At 59.4% G+C, this 25,943-nt stretch carries 26 protein-coding genes and 1 riboswitch; of the genes, 19 read left to right on the top strand and 7 right to left on the bottom strand.

Annotated elements, in window-relative coordinates; translation table 11 throughout:
• Positions 1 to 102: 102 nt before the first annotated feature.
• The 3 genes from hrpB to IEV54_RS09245 all read left to right on the top strand — a co-directional run bounded on the left by hrpB (position 103) and on the right by IEV54_RS09245 (position 5,024).
• Positions 103 to 2,643 carry an ATP-dependent helicase HrpB gene (gene hrpB, locus IEV54_RS09255; RefSeq protein ID WP_150278375.1) on the top strand — a complete coding sequence of 847 codons (2,541 nt, stop codon included), beginning with the start codon at positions 103 to 105 and terminating at the stop codon, positions 2,641 to 2,643.
• Between the two features lie 554 nt (positions 2,644 to 3,197).
• Positions 3,198 to 4,217, top strand: a complete 1,020-nt coding sequence (locus IEV54_RS09250) for a methyltransferase (RefSeq protein WP_150278376.1) — start codon at positions 3,198 to 3,200, stop codon at positions 4,215 to 4,217.
• Positions 4,218 to 4,243: 26 nt separating this feature from the next.
• Positions 4,244 to 4,362: riboswitch (yybP-ykoY riboswitch) on the top strand.
• 89 nt (positions 4,363 to 4,451) lie between these two features.
• Positions 4,452 to 5,024 (top strand): TMEM165/GDT1 family protein, encoded by a 573-nt coding sequence (locus tag IEV54_RS09245; RefSeq protein WP_150278377.1) that lies wholly within the window; start codon positions 4,452 to 4,454, stop codon positions 5,022 to 5,024.
• Between the two features lie 72 nt (positions 5,025 to 5,096).
• Here IEV54_RS09245 and IEV54_RS09240 read toward each other — a convergent pair whose 3' ends face one another.
• Positions 5,097 to 5,735 carry a peroxiredoxin gene (locus tag IEV54_RS09240; protein WP_150278378.1) on the bottom strand — a complete coding sequence of 213 codons (639 nt, stop codon included), beginning with the start codon at positions 5,733 to 5,735 and terminating at the stop codon, positions 5,097 to 5,099.
• Between the two features lie 115 nt (positions 5,736 to 5,850).
• Positions 5,851 to 6,666: a M48 family metallopeptidase gene (locus IEV54_RS09235; protein ID WP_150278379.1), complete on the bottom strand. Its 816-nt coding sequence runs from the start codon at positions 6,664 to 6,666 to the stop codon at positions 5,851 to 5,853.
• A gap of 185 nt (positions 6,667 to 6,851) precedes the next feature.
• Between IEV54_RS09235 and IEV54_RS09230 the strand changes: the two genes are divergently transcribed.
• On the top strand, positions 6,852 to 8,987 hold the full coding sequence (locus tag IEV54_RS09230) for a methyl-accepting chemotaxis protein (protein WP_150278380.1): 2,136 nt from the start codon (positions 6,852 to 6,854) through the stop codon (positions 8,985 to 8,987).
• A 10-nt stretch (positions 8,988 to 8,997) separates the two neighbouring features.
• On the opposite strand, the gene IEV54_RS09225 is transcribed toward IEV54_RS09230, so the two are convergent.
• From IEV54_RS09225 to IEV54_RS09215, 3 genes are read right to left on the bottom strand one after another with little or no spacing between them, the layout of a single operon-like run.
• Entirely contained in the window at positions 8,998 to 9,648 is a 651-nt protein-coding gene (locus IEV54_RS09225) for an SOS response-associated peptidase (RefSeq protein ID WP_150278381.1), read from the bottom strand.
• The gene (locus IEV54_RS09220) at positions 9,645 to 9,884 is read right to left on the bottom strand and encodes a putative signal transducing protein (RefSeq protein WP_150278382.1); all 240 of its coding nucleotides are present in this window, start codon (positions 9,882 to 9,884) and stop codon (positions 9,645 to 9,647) included. The genes IEV54_RS09225 and IEV54_RS09220 overlap by 4 nt, the downstream gene beginning before the upstream one ends.
• 2 nt (positions 9,885 to 9,886) lie before the next feature.
• The gene (locus tag IEV54_RS09215; protein ID WP_150278383.1) at positions 9,887 to 10,081 is read right to left on the bottom strand and encodes a CPXCG motif-containing cysteine-rich protein; all 195 of its coding nucleotides are present in this window, start codon (positions 10,079 to 10,081) and stop codon (positions 9,887 to 9,889) included.
• A 113-nt stretch (positions 10,082 to 10,194) separates the two neighbouring features.
• On the opposite strand from IEV54_RS09215, the gene IEV54_RS09210 reads away from it, so the two are divergent.
• Positions 10,195 to 11,364: a 1-acyl-sn-glycerol-3-phosphate acyltransferase gene (locus tag IEV54_RS09210; protein WP_150278384.1), complete on the top strand. Its 1,170-nt coding sequence runs from the start codon at positions 10,195 to 10,197 to the stop codon at positions 11,362 to 11,364.
• On the opposite strand, the gene IEV54_RS09205 is transcribed toward IEV54_RS09210, so the two are convergent.
• Positions 11,347 to 11,625, bottom strand: coding sequence for a hypothetical protein (locus tag IEV54_RS09205; RefSeq protein ID WP_150278385.1), 279 nt, complete (start codon positions 11,623 to 11,625; stop codon positions 11,347 to 11,349). The two genes, IEV54_RS09210 and IEV54_RS09205, sit on opposite strands and share 18 nt — an antisense overlap.
• 360 nt (positions 11,626 to 11,985) lie before the next feature.
• Between IEV54_RS09205 and IEV54_RS09200 the strand changes: the two genes are divergently transcribed.
• The 14 genes from IEV54_RS09200 (at position 11,986) to IEV54_RS09135 (ending at position 25,190) form a co-directional block, all read left to right on the top strand.
• Positions 11,986 to 12,447: an outer membrane lipoprotein gene (locus IEV54_RS09200; protein ID WP_150278386.1), complete on the top strand. Its 462-nt coding sequence runs from the start codon at positions 11,986 to 11,988 to the stop codon at positions 12,445 to 12,447.
• Positions 12,448 to 12,731: 284 nt separating this feature from the next.
• Positions 12,732 to 15,455 carry a hydrogen gas-evolving membrane-bound hydrogenase subunit E gene (gene mbhE, locus IEV54_RS09195; protein WP_150278387.1) on the top strand — a complete coding sequence of 908 codons (2,724 nt, stop codon included), beginning with the start codon at positions 12,732 to 12,734 and terminating at the stop codon, positions 15,453 to 15,455.
• Positions 15,455 to 15,856, top strand: coding sequence for a sodium:proton antiporter (locus IEV54_RS09190; RefSeq protein WP_150278388.1), 402 nt, complete (start codon positions 15,455 to 15,457; stop codon positions 15,854 to 15,856). Before mbhE ends, IEV54_RS09190 begins: the two co-directional genes overlap by 1 nt.
• Positions 15,853 to 17,343, top strand: a complete 1,491-nt coding sequence (locus IEV54_RS09185; RefSeq protein ID WP_150278389.1) for a proton-conducting transporter transmembrane domain-containing protein — start codon at positions 15,853 to 15,855, stop codon at positions 17,341 to 17,343. The genes IEV54_RS09190 and IEV54_RS09185 overlap by 4 nt, the downstream gene beginning before the upstream one ends.
• The gene (locus IEV54_RS09180; RefSeq protein ID WP_150278390.1) at positions 17,343 to 17,828 is read left to right on the top strand and encodes a Na+/H+ antiporter subunit E; all 486 of its coding nucleotides are present in this window, start codon (positions 17,343 to 17,345) and stop codon (positions 17,826 to 17,828) included. The genes IEV54_RS09185 and IEV54_RS09180 overlap by 1 nt, the downstream gene beginning before the upstream one ends.
• Positions 17,825 to 18,163 (top strand): MrpF/PhaF family protein, encoded by a 339-nt coding sequence (locus IEV54_RS09175; RefSeq protein WP_150278391.1) that lies wholly within the window; start codon positions 17,825 to 17,827, stop codon positions 18,161 to 18,163. The genes IEV54_RS09180 and IEV54_RS09175 overlap by 4 nt, the downstream gene beginning before the upstream one ends.
• The gene (mnhG, locus tag IEV54_RS09170; protein ID WP_150278392.1) at positions 18,160 to 18,525 is read left to right on the top strand and encodes a monovalent cation/H(+) antiporter subunit G; all 366 of its coding nucleotides are present in this window, start codon (positions 18,160 to 18,162) and stop codon (positions 18,523 to 18,525) included. Before IEV54_RS09175 ends, mnhG begins: the two co-directional genes overlap by 4 nt.
• 107 nt (positions 18,526 to 18,632) lie before the next feature.
• A complete protein-coding gene (locus IEV54_RS09165; protein ID WP_150278393.1) occupies positions 18,633 to 21,425 on the top strand; it encodes a monovalent cation/H+ antiporter subunit A in 2,793 nt (930 codons plus the stop codon).
• Entirely contained in the window at positions 21,425 to 21,751 is a 327-nt protein-coding gene (locus tag IEV54_RS09160) for a Na+/H+ antiporter subunit C (RefSeq protein ID WP_150278394.1), read from the top strand. The genes IEV54_RS09165 and IEV54_RS09160 overlap by 1 nt, the downstream gene beginning before the upstream one ends.
• The gene (locus IEV54_RS09155) at positions 21,751 to 23,274 is read left to right on the top strand and encodes a monovalent cation/H+ antiporter subunit D (RefSeq protein ID WP_150278395.1); all 1,524 of its coding nucleotides are present in this window, start codon (positions 21,751 to 21,753) and stop codon (positions 23,272 to 23,274) included. Before IEV54_RS09160 ends, IEV54_RS09155 begins: the two co-directional genes overlap by 1 nt.
• Positions 23,274 to 23,777 carry a Na+/H+ antiporter subunit E gene (locus tag IEV54_RS09150; RefSeq protein ID WP_373286439.1) on the top strand — a complete coding sequence of 168 codons (504 nt, stop codon included), beginning with the start codon at positions 23,274 to 23,276 and terminating at the stop codon, positions 23,775 to 23,777. Before IEV54_RS09155 ends, IEV54_RS09150 begins: the two co-directional genes overlap by 1 nt.
• Entirely contained in the window at positions 23,762 to 24,031 is a 270-nt protein-coding gene (locus tag IEV54_RS09145; protein WP_150278397.1) for a K+/H+ antiporter subunit F, read from the top strand. Before IEV54_RS09150 ends, IEV54_RS09145 begins: the two co-directional genes overlap by 16 nt.
• A gap of 9 nt (positions 24,032 to 24,040) precedes the next feature.
• Positions 24,041 to 24,388, top strand: a complete 348-nt coding sequence (locus tag IEV54_RS09140) for a Na+/H+ antiporter subunit G (RefSeq protein WP_150278398.1) — start codon at positions 24,041 to 24,043, stop codon at positions 24,386 to 24,388.
• Positions 24,389 to 24,671: 283 nt separating this feature from the next.
• Positions 24,672 to 25,190 carry an Hcp family type VI secretion system effector gene (locus IEV54_RS09135; RefSeq protein ID WP_150278399.1) on the top strand — a complete coding sequence of 173 codons (519 nt, stop codon included), beginning with the start codon at positions 24,672 to 24,674 and terminating at the stop codon, positions 25,188 to 25,190.
• Between the two features lie 112 nt (positions 25,191 to 25,302).
• On the opposite strand, the gene IEV54_RS09130 is transcribed toward IEV54_RS09135, so the two are convergent.
• On the bottom strand, positions 25,303 to 25,863 hold the full coding sequence (locus IEV54_RS09130) for an OmpA family protein (protein WP_150278400.1): 561 nt from the start codon (positions 25,861 to 25,863) through the stop codon (positions 25,303 to 25,305).
• Positions 25,864 to 25,943 lie beyond the last annotated feature (80 nt).

Raw genomic sequence — 25,943 nt, 5'->3', positions numbered from 1 at the left:
GAGGTTGCTGGGTCTGAGTCGGGAACGTCGACGGGGCTACACCCCGCGGTGCGCATTTTATAGGGGTATGATAGCGGCTTTTACCGATGGTGCCGCAACCGAATGAATGATTTGCCCGTCAACCTGATCCTGCCTGAACTCAAGCGCGCGTTGGCTGCCAATCCCGCTGCAGTGCTGCAGGCACCACCGGGTGCTGGCAAGACCACGGTGGTGCCCTTGGCTCTGCTCGATAGCGACTGGCTTGTCGGACAGAAGATCATCATGCTCGAGCCGCGTCGCCTTGCTGCGCGGGCTGCGGCAGAGCGGCTCGCGCAGTTGCTTGGCGAACCGGTAGGACAGACGGTGGGTTACCGCATCAGACTCGAGAGTCGAGTCAGTGCTGCTACGCGTATCGAAGTGGTGACCGAGGGAATCCTGCAGCGCCTGCTCCAGGCTGACCCCGAGCTGCCCGGCGTCGGTTTGGTTATCTTCGATGAGTTTCACGAACGTAGTCTGGACGCTGACCTGGGGCTGGCGCTGTGCCTGCAGACCCAGCAATACCTGCGCGATGCCGCACCGCTGAAACTGCTGGTCATGTCGGCAACTCTCGATGCGGCCGCGGTCTGTGACCTTCTTGATGGTGCGCCTCTGATCAGCAGCCAGGGCAGGCAATACCCGGTGGACGTGCGCTACGGCAATCCCGTCAGACCGGGTCAGCCGGTGGATTATCTGGTCGTGCAATGCGTGCTCCAGGCACTGGCCGAGGAGAGCGGCAGCATTCTGGTGTTCCTGCCCGGGGTCGGCGAGATCCGCAGGGTACAACGTCAATTGCAGGAGGCCCTGGCAGCGCAGAACGAGGTGCAGGTGATCCCCCTGCACGGCGAACTGGATTTTGCCAGTCAGCGCCAGGCAATCGAGCCTGCGGCCCAGGGCCAGCGCAAGGTTGTGCTGGCCACTTCGATTGCCGAAACCAGCCTGACCATTGAGGGGGTGCGAGTAGTGATTGACTGCGGTCTCGCCCGGCAACCCGCCTTCGACCCGGTCTCGGGTATGACGCGCCTGCATACTGTCAGGGTGTCCCGAGCCGCCGCAGAGCAGCGTGCGGGCCGCGCTGGTCGGCTCGAGCCCGGTGTTGCCTATCGTTTGTGGTCGGTAAGCCAGCAGCACCAACTGGCGGCGCGCAGCGAGCCGGAAATATTGCAGGCAGACCTGGCCCCGCTGGCTTTGCAACTGGCTGGCTGGGGCATTCAGGACCCAGCCGAGCTGGCCTGGCTAGATCAGCCGCCGTCGGCCGCCCTGCAGCAGGGCCGTGAATTATTGGAACGCCTCGGTGCATTGCGGCAAGCGGATAACGGCTGGTTGCAAACGCCCCATGGTCTGGCGATGGCCGGCCTGCCGATGCATCCAAGACTGGCTCATATGCTCCTGAAAGGTCAGCGCCTGGGGCTGGGTGAAATGGCCTGCCGCGTGGCAGCGGTGGTAAGCGAACGCGACCTGCTCCGCGGGATAGAGGACGCGGACCTGGCCCGTCGCCTGGCATTGTTTGATGACACCCGCGCGGAACCCTCGGCAGACCGCGGAGCATTACACCGGGCGCGCACCCTGGCAAAGCAATGGCACAGACTGGTCGAGCGCTCGCCTGTTCCCAGTCCCGTGAGCGATCCGCGTAACGAATCCTGGGCGGGCGTGCTCCTGGCCATGGCCTATCCCGATCGTATCGCCAGCCGTCGCGCAGAGCTGGGCAGCGAATATCGGCTGGCCAACGGCCGAGCCGCCGCCTTTGCCAACGTCGACAGCCTGCAAGGCCAGCAGTGGCTGGCAGTAGCCAGTCTGGGCGGCCACGCAGGACAGAGCAGCGCACGAATCTTTCTTGCCGCAGCACTGCTGCCGGAGCAAATAGAAGCGCATTTGCCAGAGTTGCTTGTCTCCCGTGAAACCCTGGAATGGGACGCCAGAAGCGAAACCTTGCTGGCCGAACGGCAGCAGATGCTGGGTGCGCTGGTCTTCAGCCGCAAGCCCCTCACGCAGATCGACCCCAGGCAACGAAGCCAGGCTCTCTGCCAGGTAGTCCGCAAGCAGGGTCTGGAGCTGCTGCCATGGACGCCGGCCCTGCGTCAGTGGCAGGCGCGCGTCAACCTGCTACGCGATCTGGATGTGCAAACCACAGCCGACAGCCGCTGGCCTGACCTCTCCGACCAGGCATTGCTTGATTCCCTAGAGCAGTGGCTGGCGCCATGGCTCGACAAGGTCACCCGACTGGCGCATTTCGGCAACCTCGACCTGAGCTCCATTCTGACCGGCCTCCTGCCCTGGCCCTTGCCTCGCGAACTGGACGAGCAGGCACCCACCCATTGGGAGGTGCCCACAGGCTCGCAGATTCGTATCGATTACAGTGACAGTCCTCCGGTGCTCGCGGTGCGTCTGCAGGAGATGTTTGGCAGTACCGATACTCCCCGCATTGCCGGTGGCCGGGTCGCGCTCAAGCTGCACCTGTTGTCGCCGGCCCGCCGTCCCGTGCAGGTCACCCAGGACCTGGCCGGTTTCTGGACCGGTAGTTACCTTGAAGTCAAAAAAGACATGAAAGGACGTTATCCCAAGCACTACTGGCCGGATGATCCACTGCAGGCAGAACCAACCACGCGCGCCAAGCCCCGCAAAAACTGAAGCCAGCACTCCCTATCCTGCCGAGCCTTGGCTTTTGACCCTGGACAGCAAACCCCTGTGATTCTTGAATATCGAGTCAGGCAGCCCCAGGCCGAGAGTCCACGCCGACACGCTGCAAGTACGTCCCTGTAAGCTCGACGATGGCATCCCTGCCATCGACGGTCGTCTTAGTCCTCTCGCCCTGCGTCTGCTGCCAGCTACTGAGTAACCCGAGAGAAAACCAAACCGTTCCGCGGTCATGTGGGGCTTGGTTTTGACCTTGGACAGCAAACTCTACATCACACCGATGCCAGTTGAGCGCACAGCCTGGCGGGGTGGAGAAAGTGTCTGAAACAGGGACGTTTCTGACAAGCCTCCAAGGACGGATTCACGGCGGCTTTCGGAACCCTGCCAGGCTGGGAGCTACAAGGCTCAGAACCCATTTCGACAATATTGAATCAGGCCACGACAAACTATGTAGCCCAATCTCCTCCTCGCGCACTTTCAGTCTGCGCAGCCCACGCTTACAATCCCCAGCCCCGGGCAATCAGCTTTCACCCAGAAGCGGAGTTTTTATGGAAAACATCAGCCAGATACTTGAGCGCAGCGAAGAGCTCTTTGCCGGAAAGCGCTTGCTGCTGGTCAATCCACCCGCTGACGACCTGGTCAGCAGCATCGACGCCGACTGGCAGGTGTGGACCTGGGACTGGTCAGTGCAGCGGAGCCTGGCAACCCAGCTTGACGAAGAGCGGCTATGTTTCTCACATCTGTGCCCCAGGTTTGAAGGTCTGGATGCCGCCATACTTGTCGTGCCCAAAGCCCTCGAGCGTGCCGAGTACGCATTGGCCCAGATCGTGCCCCTGCTGACACCCGGATGCCCGATTTATCTGGTTGGCGAAAAGAAGGGCGGCATCAGCCGCGCCGAGAAGCTCCTGCAACCCTATGGCAATGGCGCCCGGAAAATCGACTCCGCCCGGCACTGCCAGCTCTGGACCATGCAGGTAGCAGACGGCGCAGAGCCCTTTGAACTGGGCTCCTGGCAACGCGAAGTTCACATCGAGTTGGCTGATCAGAGCATAGACCTGGTGAGCCTGCCCGGCGTTTTCAGCCATGGCCGACTGGATGAAGGCAGTCAGTTGCTCCTCGAAGAACTCGCCCCATTGCCGCCCGGGAAAGTACTGGATTTCGGTTGCGGCGCAGGCGTGCTGACGACAGCGCTGGCCCGGCGTAATCCGGGTAGCCGCTTCGAGATGGTCGATGTTGACGCCCTAGCGCTATACTGCGCTCGCCAGACCCTGGAGCGCAACGGCGTGGAAGCGGAGATCTACCCATCCGACGGCTTGAGCGACGTACATGGACGCCTGGCAGCAGTGGTCAGTAATCCACCGTTTCATACCGGCATTAAACATGACACCAGTATCGCTGAACGCTTTTTCGAGCAGATGACCCGCAACCTGCTGCCCGGTGGTGAGATGCGCATCGTCGCCAATGGTTTCCTGCGCTATCCGGCACTGATCGAAGCGCATATCGGACCCTGCAATGTGCTGCGCGAGAATAACCGCTTCAAGGTCTACTCCGCAGTAGCTCCCGGTTGACCATGCGTAGCCTGTGGGTTATCTTTGCGCCCGTCTTGGGGGAGTAGTCTCTCGATAGAGGCAAGTATCAACATAATTGGTCCGCAGACCATGGTACTTGCGACCCGCCGTCGCTCATGTGTTCAACATGGAACCGACAGGGTTTGACGAGACCTTTGACATATATCGACCAACCGGGGGCGGGGGGTAGATATATGTCAATGGTTTGTCTGACCCGCCCTCTCTGGAAACTCCGTGGAATCCTTTCTGGTCTCGACCGGTATAGTTGCGCTGGCAGAAATTGGCGATAAGACTCAATTACTGGCACTGGTGCTGGCGCTGCGTTTTCGGCGGCCATGGCCTATCGTGCTGGGTATTCTGGTTGCCACCCTGGCTAACCACGCGCTGGCGGGTGCCGTCGGTCAGTTTGTCAGCTCCCTGTTAAGCGATACCTGGCTGTACGGCATGCTTGCCTTGTCTTTTTTCGCAGTGGCAGCCTGGACGCTGGTGCCTGACAAGCTGGACGAAGATGATACCCCGCCCATCAGTCACTACGGCGCCTTCATGGCAACGCTGGTCGCTTTCTTCATTGCCGAGATGGGGGACAAGACGCAGATCGCAACCGTTGTGCTTGCCGCGCAATTTGAAACCTATATCTGGGTAGTCATGGGTACCACCCTGGGCATGATGCTGGCCAACGTACCGGTGGTGTTCCTGGGCAATGCCGCCGCCGCGAAACTGCCTCTGGGCATCATCCGCAGTGTTGCGGCCTTCGCCTTTTTGCTGATGGGTCTGTATGCCGGCTGGCTGGCATTGACAGCGGGCTAGGTGCTGAAAAGCCGGAAGCGCTACTGGCGACTTCCGGCTTTTCGGTTCTTGCGCTTGCTACAGGTGATGCGCTCAGCGATTGGGCTGAGGCGTCATCCGCAGGTAAGGCTTGACCTTGCGGTAGCCTTTCGGGAAGCGACGCTTGATCTCTTCCTCGTCCTGAAGGGACGGCACAATGACCACGTCATCACCGTCGACCCAGTTGCCCGGGGTGGCGCACTTGTAATTGTCGGTGAGTTGCAGGGAGTCGATAACCCGCAGGATCTCGTTGAAGTTACGCCCCGTACTGGCCGGATAGGTGATCATCAATCGGACCTTCTTGTTCGGGTCGATTATGAATAGCGAGCGCACCGTCAATGTGTCGCTGGCATTGGGGTGAATCAGGTCATAGAGATCCGAGACCTTGCGGTCATGGTCGGCAATGATCGGAAAGTTCACCACGGTAGCCTGGGTCTCATTGATGTCGTCGATCCAGCGAGTGTGTGACTCGACCGGATCTACCGACAAGGCTATGGCCTTGACGCCGCGTGCGGCGAACTCGTCTTTCAGCTTGGCTGTCAGGCCCAGTTCGGTGGTGCAAACCGGTGTGAAGTCCGCCGGATGCGAAAACAGCACGACCCAGCTGTCTCCAATCCAGTCATGAAACTTGATGGGGCCCTCACTGGAATCCTGCTCGAAGTTGGGTGCTATATCGCCGAGTTTGATACTCATGTCTTTATCTCCATTTAATGTGAAGCCGACCGCTGCGGCTGGCTACAGCCTAGACAGACTTCCCGCTTTTTGCCTGTTCCGCTGCAGCCGCCGCTCATTGGTAGGTCTGGATCTGTCAGCGCTTGGCTGACGATTCATACAAGGGTTTGACCCTGGGTATGGTCGCTCGCAGGGTTTCAATTCGACCGCCAGTGGAAGGGTGAGTGCTGAGAAACTGCGGAGGGCTGCCCTGAGAGGCGCTGGCCATTTTCTGCCAGAGGCTTACTGCCGCTTCCGGTGCGTACCCGGCGCGTGCAGCAAGCTCCATGCCGATCAGATCGGCTTCGGTTTCATTTGAACGGCTGTTGGGCAGCATCAGGCCGTATTGCACAGCGGCATCGGCCACCTGCATGCTGCCCTCACCCAGGCCGAGTAGGGCGCCAGCGATCTGGGTGCCCATCTGTGAAGTATAGGCGCGGGAAATCGCTTCCCGGCCGTGCTCGCGCAGGGCGTGGGCAATCTCGTGACCCATGATCTGAGCTATCTCGGCATCAGTCAGTTTCAGCTTGTCGACTATGCCGGTATAAAACAGAATCTTGCCGCCTGGAGCCGCGCTGGCGTTGATCTGATCGCTCTTGATCAGATTGACCTCCCAATTCCAGTTTTTCGCTTCTGGCCGGAAGTGGGTTACCTGGGGTATCAGGTGGTTGGAGATGCGGCGCAGGCGATTGAGCATCGCCTTGTCAGTATTCAGGAGGCCCTTGGAGCGCGCCTCGGCCAGCTGTTTGGCGTAAGACTGTGCGGCCATCTTGTCGACTTCGTCACTGGAGAGGCCGCCGAACATGTATTGGGTACGGTCAACGCCTACGGCACCGCCCTGGGTAGTTTGCACTGCCTGGCACCCGGTCAGTATCAGCAGAGGGAGCAAGAGTAGTATGAGACGACTGCGCATTTGGGAATAATCCTGTGTTATGAATTCGACCGATCGAGTCGTTTGATTCGATTGTTTGGTCAGCAGTGTGCACTAGATAGGTACCTGCCAACCGATTATAAATGCCTATCCGTTGAAAATGGTGCTGAAGATCCGCATGTGCCAGCCGATAACGCTATAGGGAATATGTCCAGCCGGGGTAACGCATGAAATTCAAATCCATTCAGTCAGCCATTGTAGTACTTGCTGGGGCTTGCCTGTTCGCTGCAGTTGGTCTGGTCACGCTGTACAGCATCAACTCTGCGAACCGCAGTCAACAATTTGTGCAGGATAGCAGCCGTGAGCTGATCGAGCGCCAGGTCAGGGAGCGACTCACCGCTGTCGCCACCGCTGAAAGTCAGCGCATTCGCCGGCGCTTGAGCGACCCCTTCATGGTTGCCGATCAACTCTCCCAGCTTAACCGCTTGCTGGGTGAACTGGAGCCCGATGGTTTGTCCACACTGATGATGAGCCGGGAGGAAATGGTCCGGGTGTTGCGCAATACCCTGGTGCAGAACCCCGAGCTGTTAGGCGTGTACGTCGGCTGGGAACCCAATGCGTTTGATGATCTCGACCAGTACTTTGAAGGTATCGAAACCGACGGTTACGACGGCACCGGCCGTTTCATGCCCTGGTGGTTCCGCGACGACAACGGAGAGCCGCAGCTGGACGCCTTGTCTGACCTTGAGAGCGAGACGCTCACGGCTACCGGCGTGCGGGAGGGCGAGTACTATCTGTGCCCGCGCGATACCCTCAAGCCCTGTGTCGCCGATCCTGCCCCCTATGACCTGGGTGGCAAGCAGGTCATGTTGTCCTCGTTCACTGTCCCGATTATGTCCGAGGGTGAGTTCCGCGGAATAGTGGGGGTGGATCTGTCACTGGACTTTATCCAGCAGACACTCCAACAAAACAACGCCGGCCTCTTCAACGGCCTTGGCGACCAGGCGCTGATCAGCAGTAATGGCAGGCTGGTTGCCTATACCGGTGATGACGCCCGGCCCGGTGACCCTGCGAGTAATATCCTTGATGCCAATGAGCTGGCCAATATTCAGGCTCTGGGTGATGAGCTGATTTACGATGTGGACCAAGCGGGTGGCCATATCGAACTGGTGATGCCGGTTCCTATTGGCGATACGGGCACACGTTGGACCTTGCTCATCACCTTGCCGTTGGATGCCGTCATGAGCGATGTGGCTACGCTGACCAACGAAATGAAAACCCGTCAGGCAAGCGATACCGCAACGCTGATAGCCATTGGCGTTGTTGTGGCCCTGGGCGGTTTGCTGGTGATGGTGCTACTGGGGCTCAGCCTGTCGCGTCCAGCGCGTCGCCTGGTAGCCATGCTGGATAATATTGCCCAGGGGGAGGGTGACCTGACCAAGCGCCTGACGGTAGATCGGGGTGACGAGCTGGGTTCTATTGCCATAGGCTTCAACCGATTCCTGGACAAATTGCAGGCGATGATTCGCGAAGTAGTCGGGTCTGTTGCCCAGGTCACCGACGCCTCCGAACACACCGCTGATATTGCCATGCGTACCAACGACGGTATTCAGCGGCAGCTGAGCGAGATTGATCAGGTGGCAACAGCGGTGACACAGATGACTGCCACCGCGCAGGACGTGGCTCGTAATGCCTCCCAGGCTGCGGAAGCGGCGCGAAACGCTGATGGATCGGCCAGTCACGGACGTGATGTGGTCAAGGCCAGCGCGGCTGCAACGCTGAGCCTGGCAGAAGATATCAACAAGGCCGTCGCCAGCGTGCAGTCCCTGGCTCGCGATAGCGATAATATTACCGGCATTCTGGCGACCATCCGCGGGATCGCGGAGCAGACCAACCTGCTTGCGCTGAATGCGGCCATCGAGGCAGCACGCGCGGGCGAACAGGGCCGCGGATTTGCAGTGGTGGCGGACGAGGTCCGGAACCTGGCCCAGAAAACGCAGAGTTCGACTGAAGAAATTCAGACCATGATCGAACAGTTGCAGAAGGGCACCCGCGATACTGTGAAAGTCATGGAGCAGAGTCGTAGCCGGACTGAGGAGAGCGTGCTGCAGGCAGAAGAAGCCGACGCTGCGCTGACGTCCATTACCCAGGCTGTGTCGATCATTACCGAGATGAACACCCAGATTGCCAGCGCCGCCGAAGAACAGAGCGCAGTGGCCGAAGATGTAAATCGCAATGTATCAACCATCGATCAGGTGGCCAAATCCGTTGCCGGTGGTGCCCAGGAAGCATCCGAAGCCAGTGCGGGTCTGACCCGTCTGGCTGAGCAGCAGCGCCGATTGATCAATCAGTTCAAGGTCTGATCCGTCCGCGTCACTCCAGGGTCACGGCCTTGCCGCTGGGCGCACAGCATTGTGCGCCCAGCGTGGTCGGGCTGCTCATGGACGGATTGACCGGGTGCATCATGGTTACCTGGGATGTCGCGTTGAGTAACAGGGGCTGAAGAGCGCCGAGGGCGGTTGCTGAGGCGAGCCAGATGGCCTGCTCGGCAGCATTCAAGGTTACCGGCATTCGCGCGGACAGGCGCGCAGGCAGGCCCTTGGCAGGCGCAGTCACCAGGGCGCAGCTATCCCAGAAACTGCCATCCTCCAGGCTGTATCGCTCCCAGAGCCCGGCTATCGCCAGCCCGCCCTGGTGGCGACGAAGGTACCAGGGTTGTTTGCGCTTGCCCTGGGCATGCCAGACAAAGAACCCATCGACCGGAATGATGCAGCGCCGCTGGGCAAAAGCCTCTCCGAACATGGGTTTTTCGTGAAGGAATTCGGCCTGGGCGCTGAAAGCCGCACGATCAAGCTGCCGCAGCCAGCCAGGTGTGAGGTTCCATAGCACCTTGGCACATTCCATCTTGCTTGCAGCTTTGCGCAGAATCAGCAGCTGCTGTCCCGGTGCCAGGTTCCATTGCGGCTTCCAGCCCTCTGGCAGGTCCTTCACGGGCGCGGTAAATTGCGCCAGGCGACCGCTCACAGATCGTCCATTTCAGGCATGATCGGGGTGGCCTGCTGCCAATCACCGATCAGTTCCCGCGCCAGCCCTAGGTCCTCGGGGGCTACCCACAGGCCGAGCAGATCCATTGCCGGTAGTTCGCCCATGCCGCCCTGCAGATACTCACCGCTCAGGTAGCAGTTAATGTGATGGTCAGTCAGCAATTGACGCAGCAGGTGCGCTTCAGACATGTCCTGCGGTTTGTAGGCACACAACATGTTCAGTCCTGTTCCCTGCGCAGATCTACGTGATAATCATCGTTGGCGTGGTCGATCCACAGGTTGACGAGGATCGGCTGACAGCAGACCTGACAGTCCTCAACATAGGCTTGGGTGCCTCCGGACAGGTCAAGCAGCAGTGATATGGGCTCGTCACAGTGCGGACAGTGCAACTGGGCTTCTTCGATCGCCTGCATGTGATTTTGCTCCTGTTATTGGCTTCCCGGCAGTGTAGCCCTATCGGCAATCTGGCGAAACCGGCCGTCGGAACGCATAATGCGCGGCTTGAACACCTTCAAACGAGGATGACATGGTCGAGTTCGACGCGATAAGACCCTATACCGATGAAGAGGTCCCTGCAGTATTGCAGCGACTGACACGGGACAATGAGCTTCTGGGAATCCTGGCCAGCCATCATTTTCCACGATTGAATCGGTGGTTCCCCGGCCTGGTCAAAAAGACGGTAGGGGCGGGGCTACGCCGGGAAGCGCGTCGAATCGATAGCGTGGATGCGCTGCAACAGCGCATCGAGCCTTACCTGGATCGTCTTATCGAGCGCAGCGTCGCTGATGTCAGTTACAGCGGGCTGGATCGTCTGGCCAAGAACAGTCCTTATCTGTTTCTTGCCAATCACCGTGACATCGTCATGGATCCGGCGTTCGTCAATTATGCGCTCTACCATGCGGGACATCCCACGCCCCGTATTGCCATCGGTGACAACCTGCTGCAAAGGCCCTTTGTCAGTGACCTGATGCGCCTGAACAAGAGCTTTATTGTGCATCGCTCGGTGACTGGCCGGCGGGAGAAGCTTAGCGTTTATCAGACATTGTCGGCGTATATCAATCATTCCATTGCAACTGGCAATTCCATCTGGATTGCTCAGGCCGAGGGACGCGCCAAGGATGGCCTGGATGAAACTGATACCGCGATCATCAAGATGCTGTGCATGAGCCGCAAGGGTGAAGACTTCGCCCAGATCGTCCGCAGTCTGAATATCGTGCCTGTTTCCATTGCCTATGAATGGGACCCTTGCGATCAGATGAAAGCGCGCGAGTTGGAGCAGCGTGCGCGCACCGGCACCTATGTGAAGGAGCCAGGGGAGGATGACCGTTCCATTGCGAAGGGATTGACTGGCTACAAAGGGCATGTACACGTGGCGTTCGGTGAGCCATTGACGGGCGAGTACCCCGATGCGAAAGCCGTTGCCCGTGAGGTAGACAGACAGATATTGCAGAGTTACAGGCTGCAACCGAGCAATTTCATGGCTGTCGAAAATCTGCCTGATTTCATGGCCATGCCGGGCATACAGGCGTTCATGGGCAACTGGCGGGAGGGCTTCAAGCCGGAGCGGCTGGCCAGTGAAAAGGCGCGCTTCGAGGAGCGTCTCAGCGGCTGCTGCGCTGCGCAGCAGAAATGGTGGTTGCTGCAGTATGCCAACCCGGCGATCAGTGCGTTGGCTGCTTCAGACCAGAGTGCTTAGCAGGCTCAATGCCATAGCCAGCGCCAGGCAACCGAGCCCAATGCGACGGAACATCCGATTCACCCGGTTATCAAGGGGCGCTTCTTCGCTATTCAGAGTGTTAGCGATGCCTGCAGTCAGTTGTAAGCTTCCGCGCGCTGCGCGCCACTGCGCAGCAAACACCAGCCAGCTACCCGACAGCGCATAGAATAGTGCCAGGCCATTGATGACCAGTGCTGGGTTGCTCAGGTAATACAGCCAGGCAGCCTGAAAAAGGGGCATACAAAAACCTCCGGACATGATGATGTTCGGCAACCTGCCCGGTATTGTTGTTATGTTGGCCTGGCTACGACGAAGCGCGAATTCGAGTTAAAAAGGTACCTGAACGCCACCGTACTCTGCTGGCGGTCCGCCCAGAAACGGGCGCGATTATAGCGCGCCCGCCTGCCTTTTTCGACCGCCTGTTGGGGTAAATCACTCTGTATGGAAACGAAAGAAGGAGTGCTGCAGGCATACTATTGCAGCTAATCCCGGTATTCTTGGCTTTGGATAGCGCCCCCTGCGTGGGTCAATACGATCACTACGCAACATCGGTGGGTTTTCGGCGTCCAACGTTCAGGCCTTATCTAATTGGAGTACCCCATGAAAAGACAATTTGTGTTGATCTGTATGCTCGGTAGCCTGCTCGTTCTGTCGGGTTGCGCCTCCTCATTGACGGGCGAGACTTATAGCCGAGATGACGCTCGCAGGCCCCAGGTAGTGCGCACGGGGGTTGTCGAGACAGTGCGGCCGGTTCAGATCGAAGGCAGCAAGACGATTATCGGCCCGGCTGCAGGCGCCGCAATCGGCGGTGTTGCTGGCAGCGGTGTGGGTGGTGGCCGCGGCGCGGCGATTGCCACGGTGATCGGTGCAGTGGCAGGCGGCATGGCAGGTGCTGCGGCTGAGGAGGGTATCACCCGAGCCCAGGGCGTCGAAATCACCGTTCGCGAGGATGATGGCAGCATGCGTGCCTATGTGCAGGAAGCCTCGCCCGAGGTGACCTTCAGGCCTGGAGATCGCGTCCGGATACAGACGCTCAATGGGCAGACCCGGGTCGTCAAATAGTCTGCAATCGGCTGTTTCAAGGAGCGTTGGGTGGGTGACTGGAACCACCTGACGCTCTTGGGGGATGCATTGTCATGGCCAGATCCCATCAGATTTTGATTCAAAGTGTTTCAGAGGTAACAGTTCTTCTTCTTATTTATAGCGCTCTGGCCGTCGGCCTTTGCAGTTTGATTGTCGGCGTTAGTCAAGATATTCCATCAGGTTCTTAATGTGTAAATTGAGTGTTCCAGGGTTTACGGGAGCGCACTTGATGTCATTACACGATCTACCGGGACCGGCCTGAGATGCTGGCCAGTCTTCTAGCCATTTTCATCAACGGGCTTTGTGCGCCTTTGGTGTATCGCGCGGTTCCGCGCTATGCGGGTTTGCTGCTGGCGCTGGTGCCCGCTGCGTGCTTCGCCTGGTTTGCCTCACAGATATCAGCGGTGGCAGGCGGCGAGATTCTATTCGAGAGTTTTGCCTGGGTGCCCTTGCTTGATGTCGCGGTGACCCTGCGACTGGACGGCCTGGCTCTGCTGTTTGCGTTGCTGATCAGCGGGATCGGCACTCTGATCGTGATGTATTCCGGCGCCTATCTACATGATCATCCGCAACTTGGCCGGTTCTATGCCTACCTGTTGATCTTCATGATGGCCATGCTCGGCCTGGTGCTGGCGGACAATCTGATCGTGATGTTCGTGTTCTGGGAACTGACCAGTATTGCCAGCTATCTGTTGATCAGCTTCAACCACGAAAAATCCGAATCCCGTCGGGCAGCCCTGCAGGCCTTGTTGATTACCGGCGGCGGTGGCCTGGCGTTGCTGGCCGGGCTGGTGCTACTGGGTACTGCTGCAGAGACCTGGCAGTTTTCCCAGTTGCAGGCGGGACTGGTGCAGGCCCACGGTCTGTTTCCGGCAATCATGGTGCTGGTATTGATTGGTTGTTTTACCAAGTCGGCACAGTTTCCCTTCCATCTGTGGCTGCCCAACGCGATGAACGCGCCTACGCCGGTGTCGGCGTATCTGCACTCGGCGACCATGGTCAAGGCGGGGATCTACCTGTTGGCCCGACTCAATCCTACGCTTGGTGGTGGCTTTGGCTGGAGTACGGTGCTGATCACACTGGGTGCTCTGACAGCTTTGCTGGGCGCTGTGCTGGCAATTCGGCAATATGACCTCAAGCGCATGCTGGCCTTTACCACGGTGGCAGTGCTGGGCCAATTGACCATGCTGATCGGCACCAACACCAGCTACGGCCTGCAGGCCTTCGTGCTGTATCTGGTTGCCCACTCGTTCTACAAGGGCGCCTTGTTCATGGCTGTCGGCGCTATCGATCACTCCACAGGCACGCGAGATATCCGCAAGCTGGGGGGGCTTTTCGCGTTGATGCCCCTGACTGGTATCGCAGTGGGGCTGGCCGCCTTTTCCAATGCCGGCCTGCCACCTTTCTTCGGATTTATCGCCAAGGAGTTCAAGTACGCCGGGCTGATGGAAATGGGAGCGGTTGGCTGGAGTGTCACGCTGGTGATGATTCTCACCAATGCCCTGTTGGTCGCTGCCGCCGGTCTGATCTTCTTCAAGACCTTCTTCGGCCAGCGCGGGCATTGGGAAGGGCAGCCCCATGAAGTGAGCCCGGTCATGTGGGCCGGTCCGCTGCTGCTGGCGGTGGGTGGTTTTGGTCTCGGCGCCTGGAACCAGTGGCCTGAAACCTGGTTGGTGAATACCGCCGTTCAGGCCGCAGCCAGTGGCGAGGTCGATGTCAGTCTGTATCTGTGGGGGGGCATAACCCCGGCAGTGCTGGCCAGCGTATTGACCCTGGGGTTGGGGACCATGTTCTACTTTCGGGCTGATTCGGTGCGCGCGCTGGCCAGGCGCCTGGGCAGTGTCTGGGAGTTCAGCGGTGACCTGGTCTGGGACAAGTCGCTCAAACGCCTTTTCCAGTTTGCGGGCGCAGTGGCCGGCCTTTTCCAGCACGGCTCATTGCGTTTGCATATGGCCTTGATGACGTTGATCGTCAGCATCAGCGTACTCGGGGGTCTGTTGTTGATGAAGGCTCAGCCCTTTGACGGTCCGGCGTTATCAGCGGTGTCACTACCGGGGCTGATTGGCTGTCTGTTGGCCCTTGGCGGCGCAGCGGGTGCCGCCTTCATGGGCGGGCGTCTTGCGTTGGTGGCCTCCCTTGGGGCTAGCGGTCTGGGCCTGGCGCTCTTCTTTGTGTCCATCAACGCGCCGGATGTGGCGCTTACTCAACTAATGGTGGAAACCCTGACGGTGGTATTTCTGGCCATGGTGCTGCGCCGGATGCGGGGGGTGCCAGCCAGTGGCAACAACACCCGTGCCATGAATATCTGGCATGCCGGAGTTGCGATGCTCTTCGGCCTGGCTGTTACGCTGCTGATCATGACGGCGGTCAGCCAACCTCTGCCTGGCGATCTGGCAGACTGGTTTCTGGCTAACAGCCTGCCGGCAGGCTACGGCAGCAATGTGGTCAATGTGATTCTGGTGGACTTCCGAGCGGTGGATACCCTTGGGGAGATCCTGGTAGTGGCCATCGCTGCCCTGGCTGCCTCCACGCTGCTGGGTGCCGGCCAGTTACCCGAAGGCAAACCGCGCGGCTTGCCCGAATTTGGTTCTCTGATGCTGCGCCAGGGCATGCGCCCTCTGGCAACCATTCTGCTGGTGGTATCACTGGCTATTCTCTGGCGTGGCCACAACCTGCCCGGTGGGGGGTTTATCGGAGGCTTGGTGGCGGCCACAGGCTTTACCCTGCTGGTGGTTACATTCGGGCGGGGTATTCAGCGCGGGCTCTCGCGGATCGCGCCGCCTACGATTATTGGCCTGGGGCTCGCCTGTGCGGTGGGAGCGGGTTTGTTCGGCCTGGGAGCCCAGGTGGCGTTCATGACCGGCTTCTGGATCGAGCCATTCGGCGTCAAGTTGGGCACGCCATTATTGTTTGATGTGGGGGTTTTCCTGACAGTATTCGGTTCGGTCATGCATATGGTTCGCAACCTGATCGGGAGGACCGCCTGATGGAATGGATTGGTGCCATTACCGCCGGCCTCATGTCGGCGTTGGGGGTCTGGATGATGCTGGACCGGCATCTGATGCGTGTTGTGCTTGGCATCGCGGTGCTGGGCAATGCGATCAATCTGGGGGTGCTTACCGCGGGCCGTTACTCGGGCAGTGAGGCGGCTTTTACCTTCGCCGGTGAGGGTGCACTTGACGCTGCCAATCCCTTGCCCCAGGCGCTGGTATTGACGGCCATTGTGATCGGCTTTGCCTTGTTCGTGTTTGCCCTGTCGGTACTCAAGCGCACCCACGAGCTGCATGGGGACAAGGATACCGACGGTGTCAGCCAGGTAACCGAAGAGCCGGCTCCGGACGAGGACGCTGAACAGGGTCACGGTCAGAGCCAGGGGGGCAGGGAATGAATACCCTTATCGTTCTGCCGATCCTGATTCCCCTTGTGACGCTGCTGCTGGCACTGCTGGTCAGGCGTCATCACGCCTGGGTGACCGCGATCAGCCTCACCGGTGCCGTGCTGCTACTGCTGACCGGCCTGTATCTGGTAGTGATTGCCGCTGGCGGTACTGTGCTGAGCGCGCAGATGGGTGGCTGGGGGGCGCCCTATGGCATCAGTCTGGTGATCGATCGACTCTCCGCCGTCATGGTTGCTATCACCGGTGTGATCGGCCTGGCGACACTGGTCTATTGCTTACGCCAGCCGATGCCGGCAGATTTTCTGCGCGATACGCATCTGTTCATACAGGGGCTGCTGGCCGGTATCTGCGGCGCATTCATCACCGCTGATGTATTCAACCTGTATGTCTGGTTTGAGGTCCTGCTGATCGGTTCCTTCGCGCTCATTGCCCTGGGCGGCGGCGAGCGGCGGTTGTCCGGGGCGATGACCTACCTGGTGCTCAACATGCTGGCGACGCTGCTGTTTCTCCTCGCGGCGGGGCTGGTCTATGGGGCTACAGGCACCCTGAACATGGGGGAGCTTGCGCTGCTGTTCCGCGCCGAGCAAGCCAGCGACGGAGCCTGGCTGGGCGTGATTTTGATGCTGGTGTCCTTTTCGATCAAGGCGGCGCTGTTTCCGCTGTTTGGCTGGCTGCCGGCCAGTTACCACGTGGCCTGGACGCCAGTCTCTGCGCTCTTTGCCGGTCTCCTGACCAAGGTGGGCGTGTACGCCCTGATCCGACTGGTGACCCTGCTCTGGCCGGAGCCGGGCGTTATTCATACGGTGCTGTTGTGGGTAGCCTGCGCGACCATGATCATTGGCGTGCTGGGCGCGGCGGCCCAGACGGAGGTGCGGCGTATCCTGTCCTTTCATATCGTCAGCCAGGTGGGCTACATGGTGCTGGGCCTGGCCCTGGCCACGCCGCTGGCGCTGGCGGGCGCGGTTTTCTACCTGATCCACCATATCGTGGTCAAAGCCAACCTGTTCTTTGTTGGCGGCATTGCGGCCCGTATAACCGGCTCCGAGCGCCTGGCCGCCATGGGCGGCCTGTATGCGCGCACGCCTTTGCTGGCGATTCTCTTTGCCATACCCGCTCTGTCCCTGGCGGGTATACCGCCCCTGTCCGGTTTCTGGGCCAAGTTTGTACTGGTCAAGGCGAGCCTGGACGCAGGCATCTGGGTGGCTGCATTCTTTGCGCTCTTCACTGGCGTCTTTACTCTGCTTTCGATGAGCAAGATCTGGAACGAGAGCTTTCTCAAGGCGCACCCGCAGCCAGCAATGCTTGGCGTGACAGGGCAGGGGCCGGCAGGTGCCTGGATCACGGTAGGCGTACTGGCGATGATTACCGTGTCAATCGGACTTGGTGCCGGGCCGGTTATGGAATACGCGATGGCCGCTTCGGCCCAGCTGATAGAAGCGCCGGCCTATCTGCAACTGCTCGACGGGAGGCGTGAGTGATGTTCTACATTCATCTGCTCCTTGCTGCCGCCCTGGCCGCATTCCTGGCGTCGCTGAGCCCCATGTACTGCTTGTTAGGATTTGCAGCGCTGTATCCGGTCATCAGAGTCGTCGGGCTGATGCATCAGGGCAGTCGTTTGTATGCGTTGCGTCTTGAGGCGGCACTGGTGTTTGTACCCTGGTTCATCTGGCAGGTTTTCAGCGCCTCTCTTGACGTGGCAAAGATTGTGCTCAATCCCCACTGCAAGGTCGAGCCGGCAGTTGTGTGCGTACCTGTCCACACTCGGGACAAGCGCCTGATTACCCTGCTGGGTTGTTTGCTCACGCTGACTCCGGGCACCCTGGCGCTGGATTACCGGGCACGAACCGGTGACCTGTTTGTGCATGTACTGGATACCCGTTCGGTTGATTCTGTGATTTTGGCCGTCAGCGAGATAGAACGCCGCCTGATGCGCTGGGTACAACCCCTAGGAGGTGACCTGTGAATGTGACACTGGCTGGAGCCGGTTGGGTCCTGCCCCTGGCAGGCGGCATGCTGTTGTTGAGTACGTTGCTGATCATGTGGCGTCTGCTGGTGGGCCCTAGTCGGCCGGACCGGGCGGTGGCCGTCGATGCACTGACCATGATCGGGGTCGCCGGGGTGGCGGTACTGGCGATGATGAGTGAGCAGGCGGTATTGCTCGATGTGGCCATCGTGTTGGCGATCGTCAGTTTTCTGGGTAGCGTGGCCTTTGCGCTGCTTTTCCAGGGCACCCACAGTACTGACCGCCCCCAGGTCGCAGGCGAGAGCGATGAAGGTAAGCGGGAGGGCGGATCATGAATGACCTGCTTGCCTTCGCTGGCTCCATGCTGATCTTGCTGGGCGCGGCTTTCAGTTTGCTGGGAGCCCTGGGAGTCTTGCGTTTGCCTGATGCCTACACGCGAATGCACGCGGCCAGCAAAGCCGGCGCGCTGGGGGCAATCCTGGTGTTGCTTGGCGTGCTGGCTGCTACTGCTGGCACCGCATGGGTGGAGATATTGCTGGCGATAGCGGTATTGCTGATCACCGCACCTTTGGCAGCCCACGCCATTTCCCGTGCCGGGCATATGGCGGGCGTCAGACCCAGCGTCGGGCCGCTAGGTGATGCGCTTGATTCCGACCGGGCTCGGGGGGATTTAGTCGGCAGGGAAAGGTCTGAATAGAAAGTCCAAATCCAATCGATTGGCTGAATTCATGACAGTGCAAGGCTGTGTGTGGATAATGAACGGCTTGAAGAAGCCTGAACGGCCATTGATGGAGTAAGTCCTGCATGACCCTGGCGCTGATTGTATTCCTTCCCCTGTTGGGGTGCCTGTTACCCCTGTTGACGGTTCGTTATGGCCGCTCCCTTTGTGCACTGGCAACCATGTTGCCTCCAGCCATCGGCCTGTTTCTATTGTGGCGGCTCTCCGGGGACGTTTTTGCCGGGAAGGTGCTGGTGCAAACCTGGCCCTGGCTGGAACAGATTGGTCTGAATCTGAGCTTCCGACTCGATGGTCTGGGGTTCATGTTTGCGCTCCTGATCCAGGGTATTGGTCTACTGGTTATTCTTTACGCCCGGTATTACCTGTCTAAAAGCGATCCGATGGGTCGTTTCTTCGCCTATCTGCTGCTGTTCATGGCCGCGATGCTCGGCGTGGTCTTGTCGGAAAACCTGTTGCTGATGATGTTCTTCTGGGAGATGACCAGCTTGTCATCCTTCCTGCTGATCGGCTACTGGTCGCACTCCACCGATGCCCGCAAGGGCGCTCGCATGGCGCTGGCGGTCACTGGCGGGGGTGGCTTGGCACTGCTTGCCGGCGTTCTATTGCTGGGTCATATAGTCGGTAGCTACGAGCTGTCGGCAGTGCTTGCGGCCGGCGACCTGATCCGGGCCCATAGTCTTTACCCGGTAGTGCTGGTGCTGGTGCTGCTTGGCGTGTTCACCAAATCGGCGCAGTTCCCGTTCCATTTCTGGCTGCCCCACGCAATGGCTGCGCCCACTCCGGTCTCGGCCTACCTGCACTCGGCGACCATGGTAAAGGCAGGTGTGTTCCTGCTGGCGCGAATGTATCCGGCCCTGGCCGATACCGATCTGTGGTTCTTCCTGGTCAGTATTACGGGGATGATCACGCTGTTGCTCGGCGCCTTTACGGCGTTGTTCAAACATGATCTCAAGGGGCTTCTGGCCTATTCGACGATCAGCCACCTGGGCCTGATTACCCTGCTGTTTGGTCTGGATACCAAGCTTGCCGCTGTGGCGGCGGTTTTTCACATCATCAATCACGCGACCTTCAAGGCGTCACTGTTCATGGCTGCCGGGATCATCGACCATGAAACCGGTACTCGTGACATGCGCCGTATCAACGGGCTCTGGCGCTTCATGCCGCACACGGCCACGCTGGCCATGGTGGCTGCTTCTGCCATGGCCGGGGTGCCGCTGCTCAACGGCTTCCTGAGCAAGGAAATGTTCTTTACCGAAACGCTGCAACAGACCCAGTTCGGCAACTTCAGCTGGGTGATCCCGCTGGTCGCGACGCTGGCGGGGGTGTTTTCGGTCGCCTATTCGTTGCGCTTTATTCACGACGTATTTTTCAACGGCAAGCCGTTCAACCTTCCCAAGTATCCGCCCCATGAGCCGCCGCGCTACATGAAGGTGCCGGTTGAGATTTTGGTCGCCCTGTGTCTGCTGGTTGGCCTGGCGCCCGCGTTTACCGTGGCCGGGTTACTGGCTGTGTCGGCGAGCGCTACTGTGGGTGGCGATTTACCCTATTACAGCCTGGCGATCTGGCACGGGCTCAACCTGCCGCTGGCGATGAGCGTGGTCGCCCTGGTCGGCGGTGTGCTGGTATACGCTGGTCGCAGCCGGCTCTACAACTGGTATGAGGGGCTGCCGGTACTGGATGCCAAGCTGATGTTTGAAAGTGCGGTGCAGGCTCTGGTACGCGGTGCCGGGCAGTTCACTCTATTACTTGAGAACGCTTCCTTGCAGCGCTACCTGGCCTGGATGCTTGTCGCGGCCCTGTTAACCAGCGGTTTCTGGTTGCTGCAGCTGCCGGAGCTGCGCGGCGATGTGGCAATGACTCCGATTGATGGGGTAACGCTGGTAGGCGCCCTTATGTTGATGGCGGCCGCACTGGCGACAGTGCTCTGGCACCGTCAGCGGTTGATTGCACTGGTGATGCTCAGCGTGGTCGGCCTCTTTGTGGCTCTGGCCTTTGCGCGCTTCTCTGCTCCGGACCTGGCACTGACCCAACTGTCGGTCGAAGTGGTGACCATCGTTCTGCTGATGTTGTCGCTGTTCTTCTTGCCCCGTCGCACGCCGGTGGAATCCTCCAGCCTGCGTCAGGTACGCGATCTTGTTGTAGCGGGATTTGCGGGCCTGCTGGTATCGGGCCTGGCGGTTGCAGTGCTGACGCGTCCGTACGAGAGCATTGCCGGCTTTTTTCTGGCCAACAGCAAGACCGGGGGCGGCGGGACCAATGTGGTCAACGTGATCCTGGTCGATTTCCGCGGATACGACACCCTGGGCGAAGTCACGGTGCTGGCGATTGCCGGTATCGCGATCTATGCACTGATCGACGGCCTGCGCCTGCTCACACCGGTAACCGACGCCAATGGCCGGCCCTGGGCCCGGGATGCGCATCCGCTGATGCTGGTAAATCTGTCCCGGGTCATCCTGCCGCTGGCGTTGATGATCTCGGTGTATATCTTCCTGCGCGGCCACAACCTGCCTGGCGGTGGATTTATTGCCGGCCTGATAACCGCGGTAGCCTTGATTCTGCAGTACTTCGCCAGTGGCGTGCAGTGGACCGCCGAGCGCTGGCGCATCGATTACCATTATCTGGCCGGGGCTGGCGTCATTATCGCAGGGCTTACCGGCCTGGGCAGCCTGCTGTTTGGTTACCCATTCCTGACCAGTACGTTCGAGTACGTTGGCATACCGCTGGTGGGCAAGGTAGAACTTGCCAGCGCATTGCTCTTTGATCTGGGGGTCTATCTCACTGTGGTGGGTGCAACGCTATTGATTCTGACCAATCTGGGTAAATTGTCGGTTGGCCGTAATGCCGGGGAGGCAAGCTGATGGAACTGCTCTATGCCATTACGCTGGGCGTGCTGACCAGTTGCGGTGTGTATCTGATGTTGCGGGCCCGGACTTTTCCGGTGGTACTGGGTCTGACTCTGCTCAGCTACGCGGTTAACCTGTTTCTGTTCGCCATGGGACGGCTGGCCACCGGCATGCCAGCCATTCTCGGGGAGGCCCGGGAGTACGCTGACCCCTTGCCCCAGGCGCTGGTGCTGACGGCGATTGTTATCGGCTTTGCGATGACTGCCTATGTCCTGGTGCTGGCGCTGCGGGCCCAGGGTGAACTCGAAAGTGATCACGTTGATGGCAAGGGAGACCATTGATGAATCACTTGCCGGTTCTTCCTGTTCTGATACCCATGTTTGTCGGTGCCTTGCTGCTGCTGATGGCGCGCAGCAGCATGACCCTCAAACGGAGCCTGTCCCTGCTGGCCACCCTGGTACAGGTGCCGCTCGCACTGGTCCTGATGAGCCAGGCCGATGCCGGGACTATTGTCTATGCGCTGGGTAACTGGGAGCCCCCGTTCGGCATAGTGCTGGTGGTTGATCGTCTGGCGGCTCTGATGCTGGGGATTGCTGCGGTGCTGGCCAGCGGCGTGATCATCTATGCTGCGCGTGGTGACGATGGGCTGGGTCGCAACTTCCATGCGATTTTCCAGTTTCAACTGATGGGTATCACCGGTGCCTTCCTCACCGGTGACCTGTTCAATCTCTTCGTGTTCTTCGAGATTCTGCTGATCGCCTCGTACGCCTTGCTGCTGCATGGGGCGGGGTCTGCCCGCGTGCGCGCCGGCCTGCATTATGTGGTGCTCAACCTGTTCGGGTCGGCTCTGTTCCTGATCGCGGCGGGAACGCTCTATGGTATTACCGGCACGCTCAACATGGCTGACATGGCGCTGAGAGTTGCCACGCTGGATCCGGCCGATGCGCCCGTGGCCGGTGCCGCAGGCATGTTGCTGCTGATTGTATTCGGCCTCAAATCGGCGATCTTCCCGCTGTACTTCTGGCTGCCCAAGGCTTATGCGGCGGCGACTGCCCCGGTGGCTGCACTTTTTGCGATCATGACCAAGGTTGGGCTGTATTCCATTCTGCGCGTCTACACCCTGATCTTCGGCGCTGAAGCGGGGGAGCTGGCGAATCTGGCAAGCGCCTGGATCTGGCCGGTGGCGCTGGTCACCATAGCGTTAGGCGCTATCGGCGCACTGGCGGCAGCCAGCCTCAATGGCCTGATTTCGTATCTGATCGTGGTCTCCGTGGGTACCCTGCTGGCGGGTATTGCGCTGGGAACCCAGGAGGCGTTGACCGCCAGCCTTTATTACCTGATCCATACCACCTGGGTCAGCGGGGCCCTGTTTTTGCTGGCGGGTATCATCAGCCGCTTACGCGGCCCCCGCTTCGGGTCCCGTCTGATACCCGGCCCGCAAATGGAACATGCCAAGTTGGTCAGTGCCCTGTTCTTTATCGCTGCGATATCGGTGATAGGCATGCCGCCGTTCTCTGGCTTCCTCGGCAAGGCGATGCTCCTTGCCGCGGCAGGCACAGGCTTAAAAGCGGCGCTGCTTTACCCTGCGCTGCTGGTCGGCAGCCTGGTTGTACTTGTGGCCATGAGCAGGGCAGGCACCACTTTGTTCTGGCGTCATGATGCGGCTCCGGCAATTGCCGAGCCACTGGACAGGCTGCGCCTTGTGGCAGCTCTGTTGTTACTCGTTGGTAGCCCCGGGCTGGTGCTTTTTGCCAATCCGGTACTTACCTACCTGGATGCTACCGCGGCGCAATTACTTGCACCTGCTACCTACATCGAGCAAGTCATGTCGGTCGTTCCAGTCGCTTCGGGAGTTCAACCATGATGGCTCGCAGTGCGTTTTTTCCACACCCCTGGCTGAGCCTGGTGCTGCTGCTCGTGTGGTTGCTGCTCATGAACAGTCTTTCTGCCGGTACCTGGGTATTGGGCGTCTTTCTTGCCTGGGGCATACCGCAGCTGACCGATGTGTTCTGGCCCAATCCGCCAAAACTGCATCATCCCCTGGTGTTACTGCGCTTTGCTGTCCGGGTTCTGGGTGATATTGCTATTGCCAACCTCGAGGTGGCCAAGCTGGTGGTTGGCGCCAATACCAAGTTGCAGCCCGGTTTTATCGAGTATCCACTGGAGCTCACCGATGATTTTGCCATCAGTCTCCTGGCCAGCACTATTTCCCTGACGCCAGGCACCGTCTCGTCCGATATAAGCGATGACCGCCGGACTCTGCTTATTCATGCGCTGACCGTTGACGACGAACAGGCTCTGATCGAGACGATCAAGCAGCGTTATGAGCGACCCCTGATGGAGGTGTTCGAATGCTCTCAGCCGTAATTTTTCTGTGCATGGGCATCATGTCTGTTGCGATGGTGCTGAACATGTTGCGTCTGTTCAAGGGCCCTGATCTGCCTGACCGCATACTGGCGCTCGATACCCTGTACATCAATGCCATTGCACTGATCGTGCTGCTTGGGCTCTATCTGAGGTCCGATCTGTTTTTCGAGGCAGCCCTGTTGATTGCGGTCATGGGGTTTGTGGGTACGGTCGCGATTGCCAAGCATCTGTTGCGTGGTGACATCATTGAATAGGAAGCCAAGATGCTAGAAGCCATACAAAGCGCCAGTGCCGTAGAATGGGTTGTGGCTGCGCTCATTTTGCTGGGCAGTGTATTTGCCCTGATCGGCTCTATCGGGCTCTGGAAGCTGCCGGATTTCTATATGCGGCTGCACGGCCCTACCAAGGCGTCAACGCTCGGTGTAGGTGCTCTGGTGATCGGCTCACTGGTGTATTTCAGTGCCACCCGCGACGGGATCAGCCTGCATGAGCTATTGATAACACTTTTTCTGTTTATCACTGCGCCGGTCAGCGCACATATGTTGGCCAAGGCCGCGATGCATGGTCGGGTGACTCGCGTCGAGAGAACCCGGGGCAAGCCCTGGGAGTAGGTCGGGGGTGTGCAGCTTCTTGCGCAATTGCTTGCACCTCAAAGGCTTATCTCGGCTGGCGGGTGAGGCCCTCAGCGGCCTCCGGTCTCTCTGGCAACTTCCTGCGCGCAGCTGCGCAAGGCTTTGCGCAATATCCCGTGAACTGGCGCACAGTTTGATTTTTCGGCTGATGAAAAATAGCGTATGTACTTGATTTTAAAAGATAATATAAGTTCGGCACAGGTCTTGTAAGTAGATGAGCTCCAGGGCGTAGAACGTCCACAACCCCGCAAGGAGAGCTCCGATGCCAACACCCGCTTATATGTCCCTCGAAGGCACCAAGCAAGGTCTGATCACAGCAGGTACTTTTACCGAGGACTCGGTCGGCAATATCTTCCAGGAAGGCCACGAGGATCAGATTCTGGTTCAGGCCTTCGATCATCAGGTAATCATCCCGCGTGATCCGCAATCCGGTCAGCCAACCGGTCAGCGCGTTCACAAACCACTGATGATCACCAAGGTGTTCGACAAGTCTTCCCCGTTGATCTTCAACGCCCTGACCTCAGGTGAGCGCTTGAGCAGTTGCCGCCTGGAGTGGTATCGCACCTCCGCTACCGGCACCCAGGAGCACTACTATACGATTGAGCTGCAGGACGCGATCATCGTTGATGTGCAGTCGCACATGCCCAATTGTCAGGATCCGAATCTGTCGCACTTCACCCATCTGGAAGATGTGTACTTTACCTACCGCAAGATTATCTGGACCCACGAAGTCTCCGGCACTTCCGGTTCCGATGACTGGCGCACGCCGATCTCTGCCTGATCCCAGGCTTGCCGGTTAAAAGCCAGGCATTAAAAAACCACCTTCGGGCTCAAGCCCTTGGGTGGTTTTTTGTTTCCATACTGCGCGGTGCGCTGGGTAAAGGCTTCGCGGTTCAGGGCTGCGTAGCGGCCAGCGCAATACTGCGAGCAGGATAGGGTGTCAGACGAATCTCCACCCGGCGGTTGAGATCGCGGCCGGTCAGTGTGGAGTTATCAGCCATCGGCCTGTCTTCACCCATGGTGTGCAGGCTCATGCGCTGGCTACTCACACCGCCGAGCATCAGCACGCTGGCCACAGCCTGAGCGCGCTCCATGCTCAGGCGCCGATTGAGCTCCCGGTCACCGTCGCTGCTGCTGTGCCCGATTACCGCGTACTGACTGCCCATGTCATCCTTCAGCGCTTTCGCCACCTTGCCCAGCGGTGCCAGGCCCGAAGGCAACAGAAGCGTGCGCTTGGGGTGGAAAGTGCCGTCGACGGGAATGATCAGCCGGATCTGCTCGCCTTCACGCTGTACTTCAAAACCCTGCGCCTCGGCAACCGCGGTCAGGCTGGCTATCCTGGGCTCTGCCCAGGGCGGCGGCGGTGCTACAGCCACAGGGGCGGGTGGAGGGGTAGAGCAGGCGGTCAATGCCATTGAGATGATGACGGCGGAAACGGCGGTTAGTTTTTTCATATTGCCCTGGGAGTCGTGCTCAAATGTTATTGGTTACTGGCGTTGCTAGGGTAGTTGCGATACTCCTGCTAGGCTAGCAC

Source organism: Halopseudomonas salina (assembly GCF_014637955.1).
GTDB classification, from domain to species: Bacteria; Pseudomonadota; Gammaproteobacteria; order Pseudomonadales; family Pseudomonadaceae; genus Halopseudomonas; species Halopseudomonas salina.
Note: the sequence above shows the minus strand (reverse complement) of the source record. Positions and strands in the feature narration are given on the sequence as shown.

Coding starts and splice junctions, on each gene's coding strand:
- IEV54_RS09140 (WP_150278398.1), top strand. CDS start 24,041: ATGCTAGAAGCCATACAAAGCGCCAGTGCCGTAGAATGGGTTGTGGCT.
- IEV54_RS09240 (WP_150278378.1), bottom strand. CDS start 5,735: ATGAGTATCAAACTCGGCGATATAGCACCCAACTTCGAGCAGGATTCC.
- IEV54_RS09215 (WP_150278383.1), bottom strand. CDS start 10,081: ATGCAGGCGATCGAAGAAGCCCAGTTGCACTGTCCGCACTGTGACGAG.
- IEV54_RS09135 (WP_150278399.1), top strand. CDS start 24,672: ATGCCAACACCCGCTTATATGTCCCTCGAAGGCACCAAGCAAGGTCTG.
- IEV54_RS09230 (WP_150278380.1), top strand. CDS start 6,852: ATGAAATTCAAATCCATTCAGTCAGCCATTGTAGTACTTGCTGGGGCT.
- IEV54_RS09150 (WP_373286439.1), top strand. CDS start 23,274: ATGGCTCGCAGTGCGTTTTTTCCACACCCCTGGCTGAGCCTGGTGCTG.
- IEV54_RS09235 (WP_150278379.1), bottom strand. CDS start 6,666: ATGCGCAGTCGTCTCATACTACTCTTGCTCCCTCTGCTGATACTGACC.
- mnhG (WP_150278392.1), top strand. CDS start 18,160: ATGAATGACCTGCTTGCCTTCGCTGGCTCCATGCTGATCTTGCTGGGC.
- IEV54_RS09160 (WP_150278394.1), top strand. CDS start 21,425: ATGGAACTGCTCTATGCCATTACGCTGGGCGTGCTGACCAGTTGCGGT.
- IEV54_RS09165 (WP_150278393.1), top strand. CDS start 18,633: ATGACCCTGGCGCTGATTGTATTCCTTCCCCTGTTGGGGTGCCTGTTA.
- mbhE (WP_150278387.1), top strand. CDS start 12,732: ATGCTGGCCAGTCTTCTAGCCATTTTCATCAACGGGCTTTGTGCGCCT.
- IEV54_RS09180 (WP_150278390.1), top strand. CDS start 17,343: ATGTTCTACATTCATCTGCTCCTTGCTGCCGCCCTGGCCGCATTCCTG.
- IEV54_RS09190 (WP_150278388.1), top strand. CDS start 15,455: ATGGAATGGATTGGTGCCATTACCGCCGGCCTCATGTCGGCGTTGGGG.
- IEV54_RS09130 (WP_150278400.1), bottom strand. CDS start 25,863: ATGAAAAAACTAACCGCCGTTTCCGCCGTCATCATCTCAATGGCATTG.
- hrpB (WP_150278375.1), top strand. CDS start 103: ATGAATGATTTGCCCGTCAACCTGATCCTGCCTGAACTCAAGCGCGCG.
- IEV54_RS09155 (WP_150278395.1), top strand. CDS start 21,751: ATGAATCACTTGCCGGTTCTTCCTGTTCTGATACCCATGTTTGTCGGT.
- IEV54_RS09205 (WP_150278385.1), bottom strand. CDS start 11,625: ATGCCCCTTTTTCAGGCTGCCTGGCTGTATTACCTGAGCAACCCAGCA.
- IEV54_RS09250 (WP_150278376.1), top strand. CDS start 3,198: ATGGAAAACATCAGCCAGATACTTGAGCGCAGCGAAGAGCTCTTTGCC.
- IEV54_RS09145 (WP_150278397.1), top strand. CDS start 23,762: ATGCTCTCAGCCGTAATTTTTCTGTGCATGGGCATCATGTCTGTTGCG.
- IEV54_RS09185 (WP_150278389.1), top strand. CDS start 15,853: ATGAATACCCTTATCGTTCTGCCGATCCTGATTCCCCTTGTGACGCTG.
- IEV54_RS09220 (WP_150278382.1), bottom strand. CDS start 9,884: ATGTTGTGTGCCTACAAACCGCAGGACATGTCTGAAGCGCACCTGCTG.
- IEV54_RS09210 (WP_150278384.1), top strand. CDS start 10,195: ATGGTCGAGTTCGACGCGATAAGACCCTATACCGATGAAGAGGTCCCT.
- IEV54_RS09200 (WP_150278386.1), top strand. CDS start 11,986: ATGAAAAGACAATTTGTGTTGATCTGTATGCTCGGTAGCCTGCTCGTT.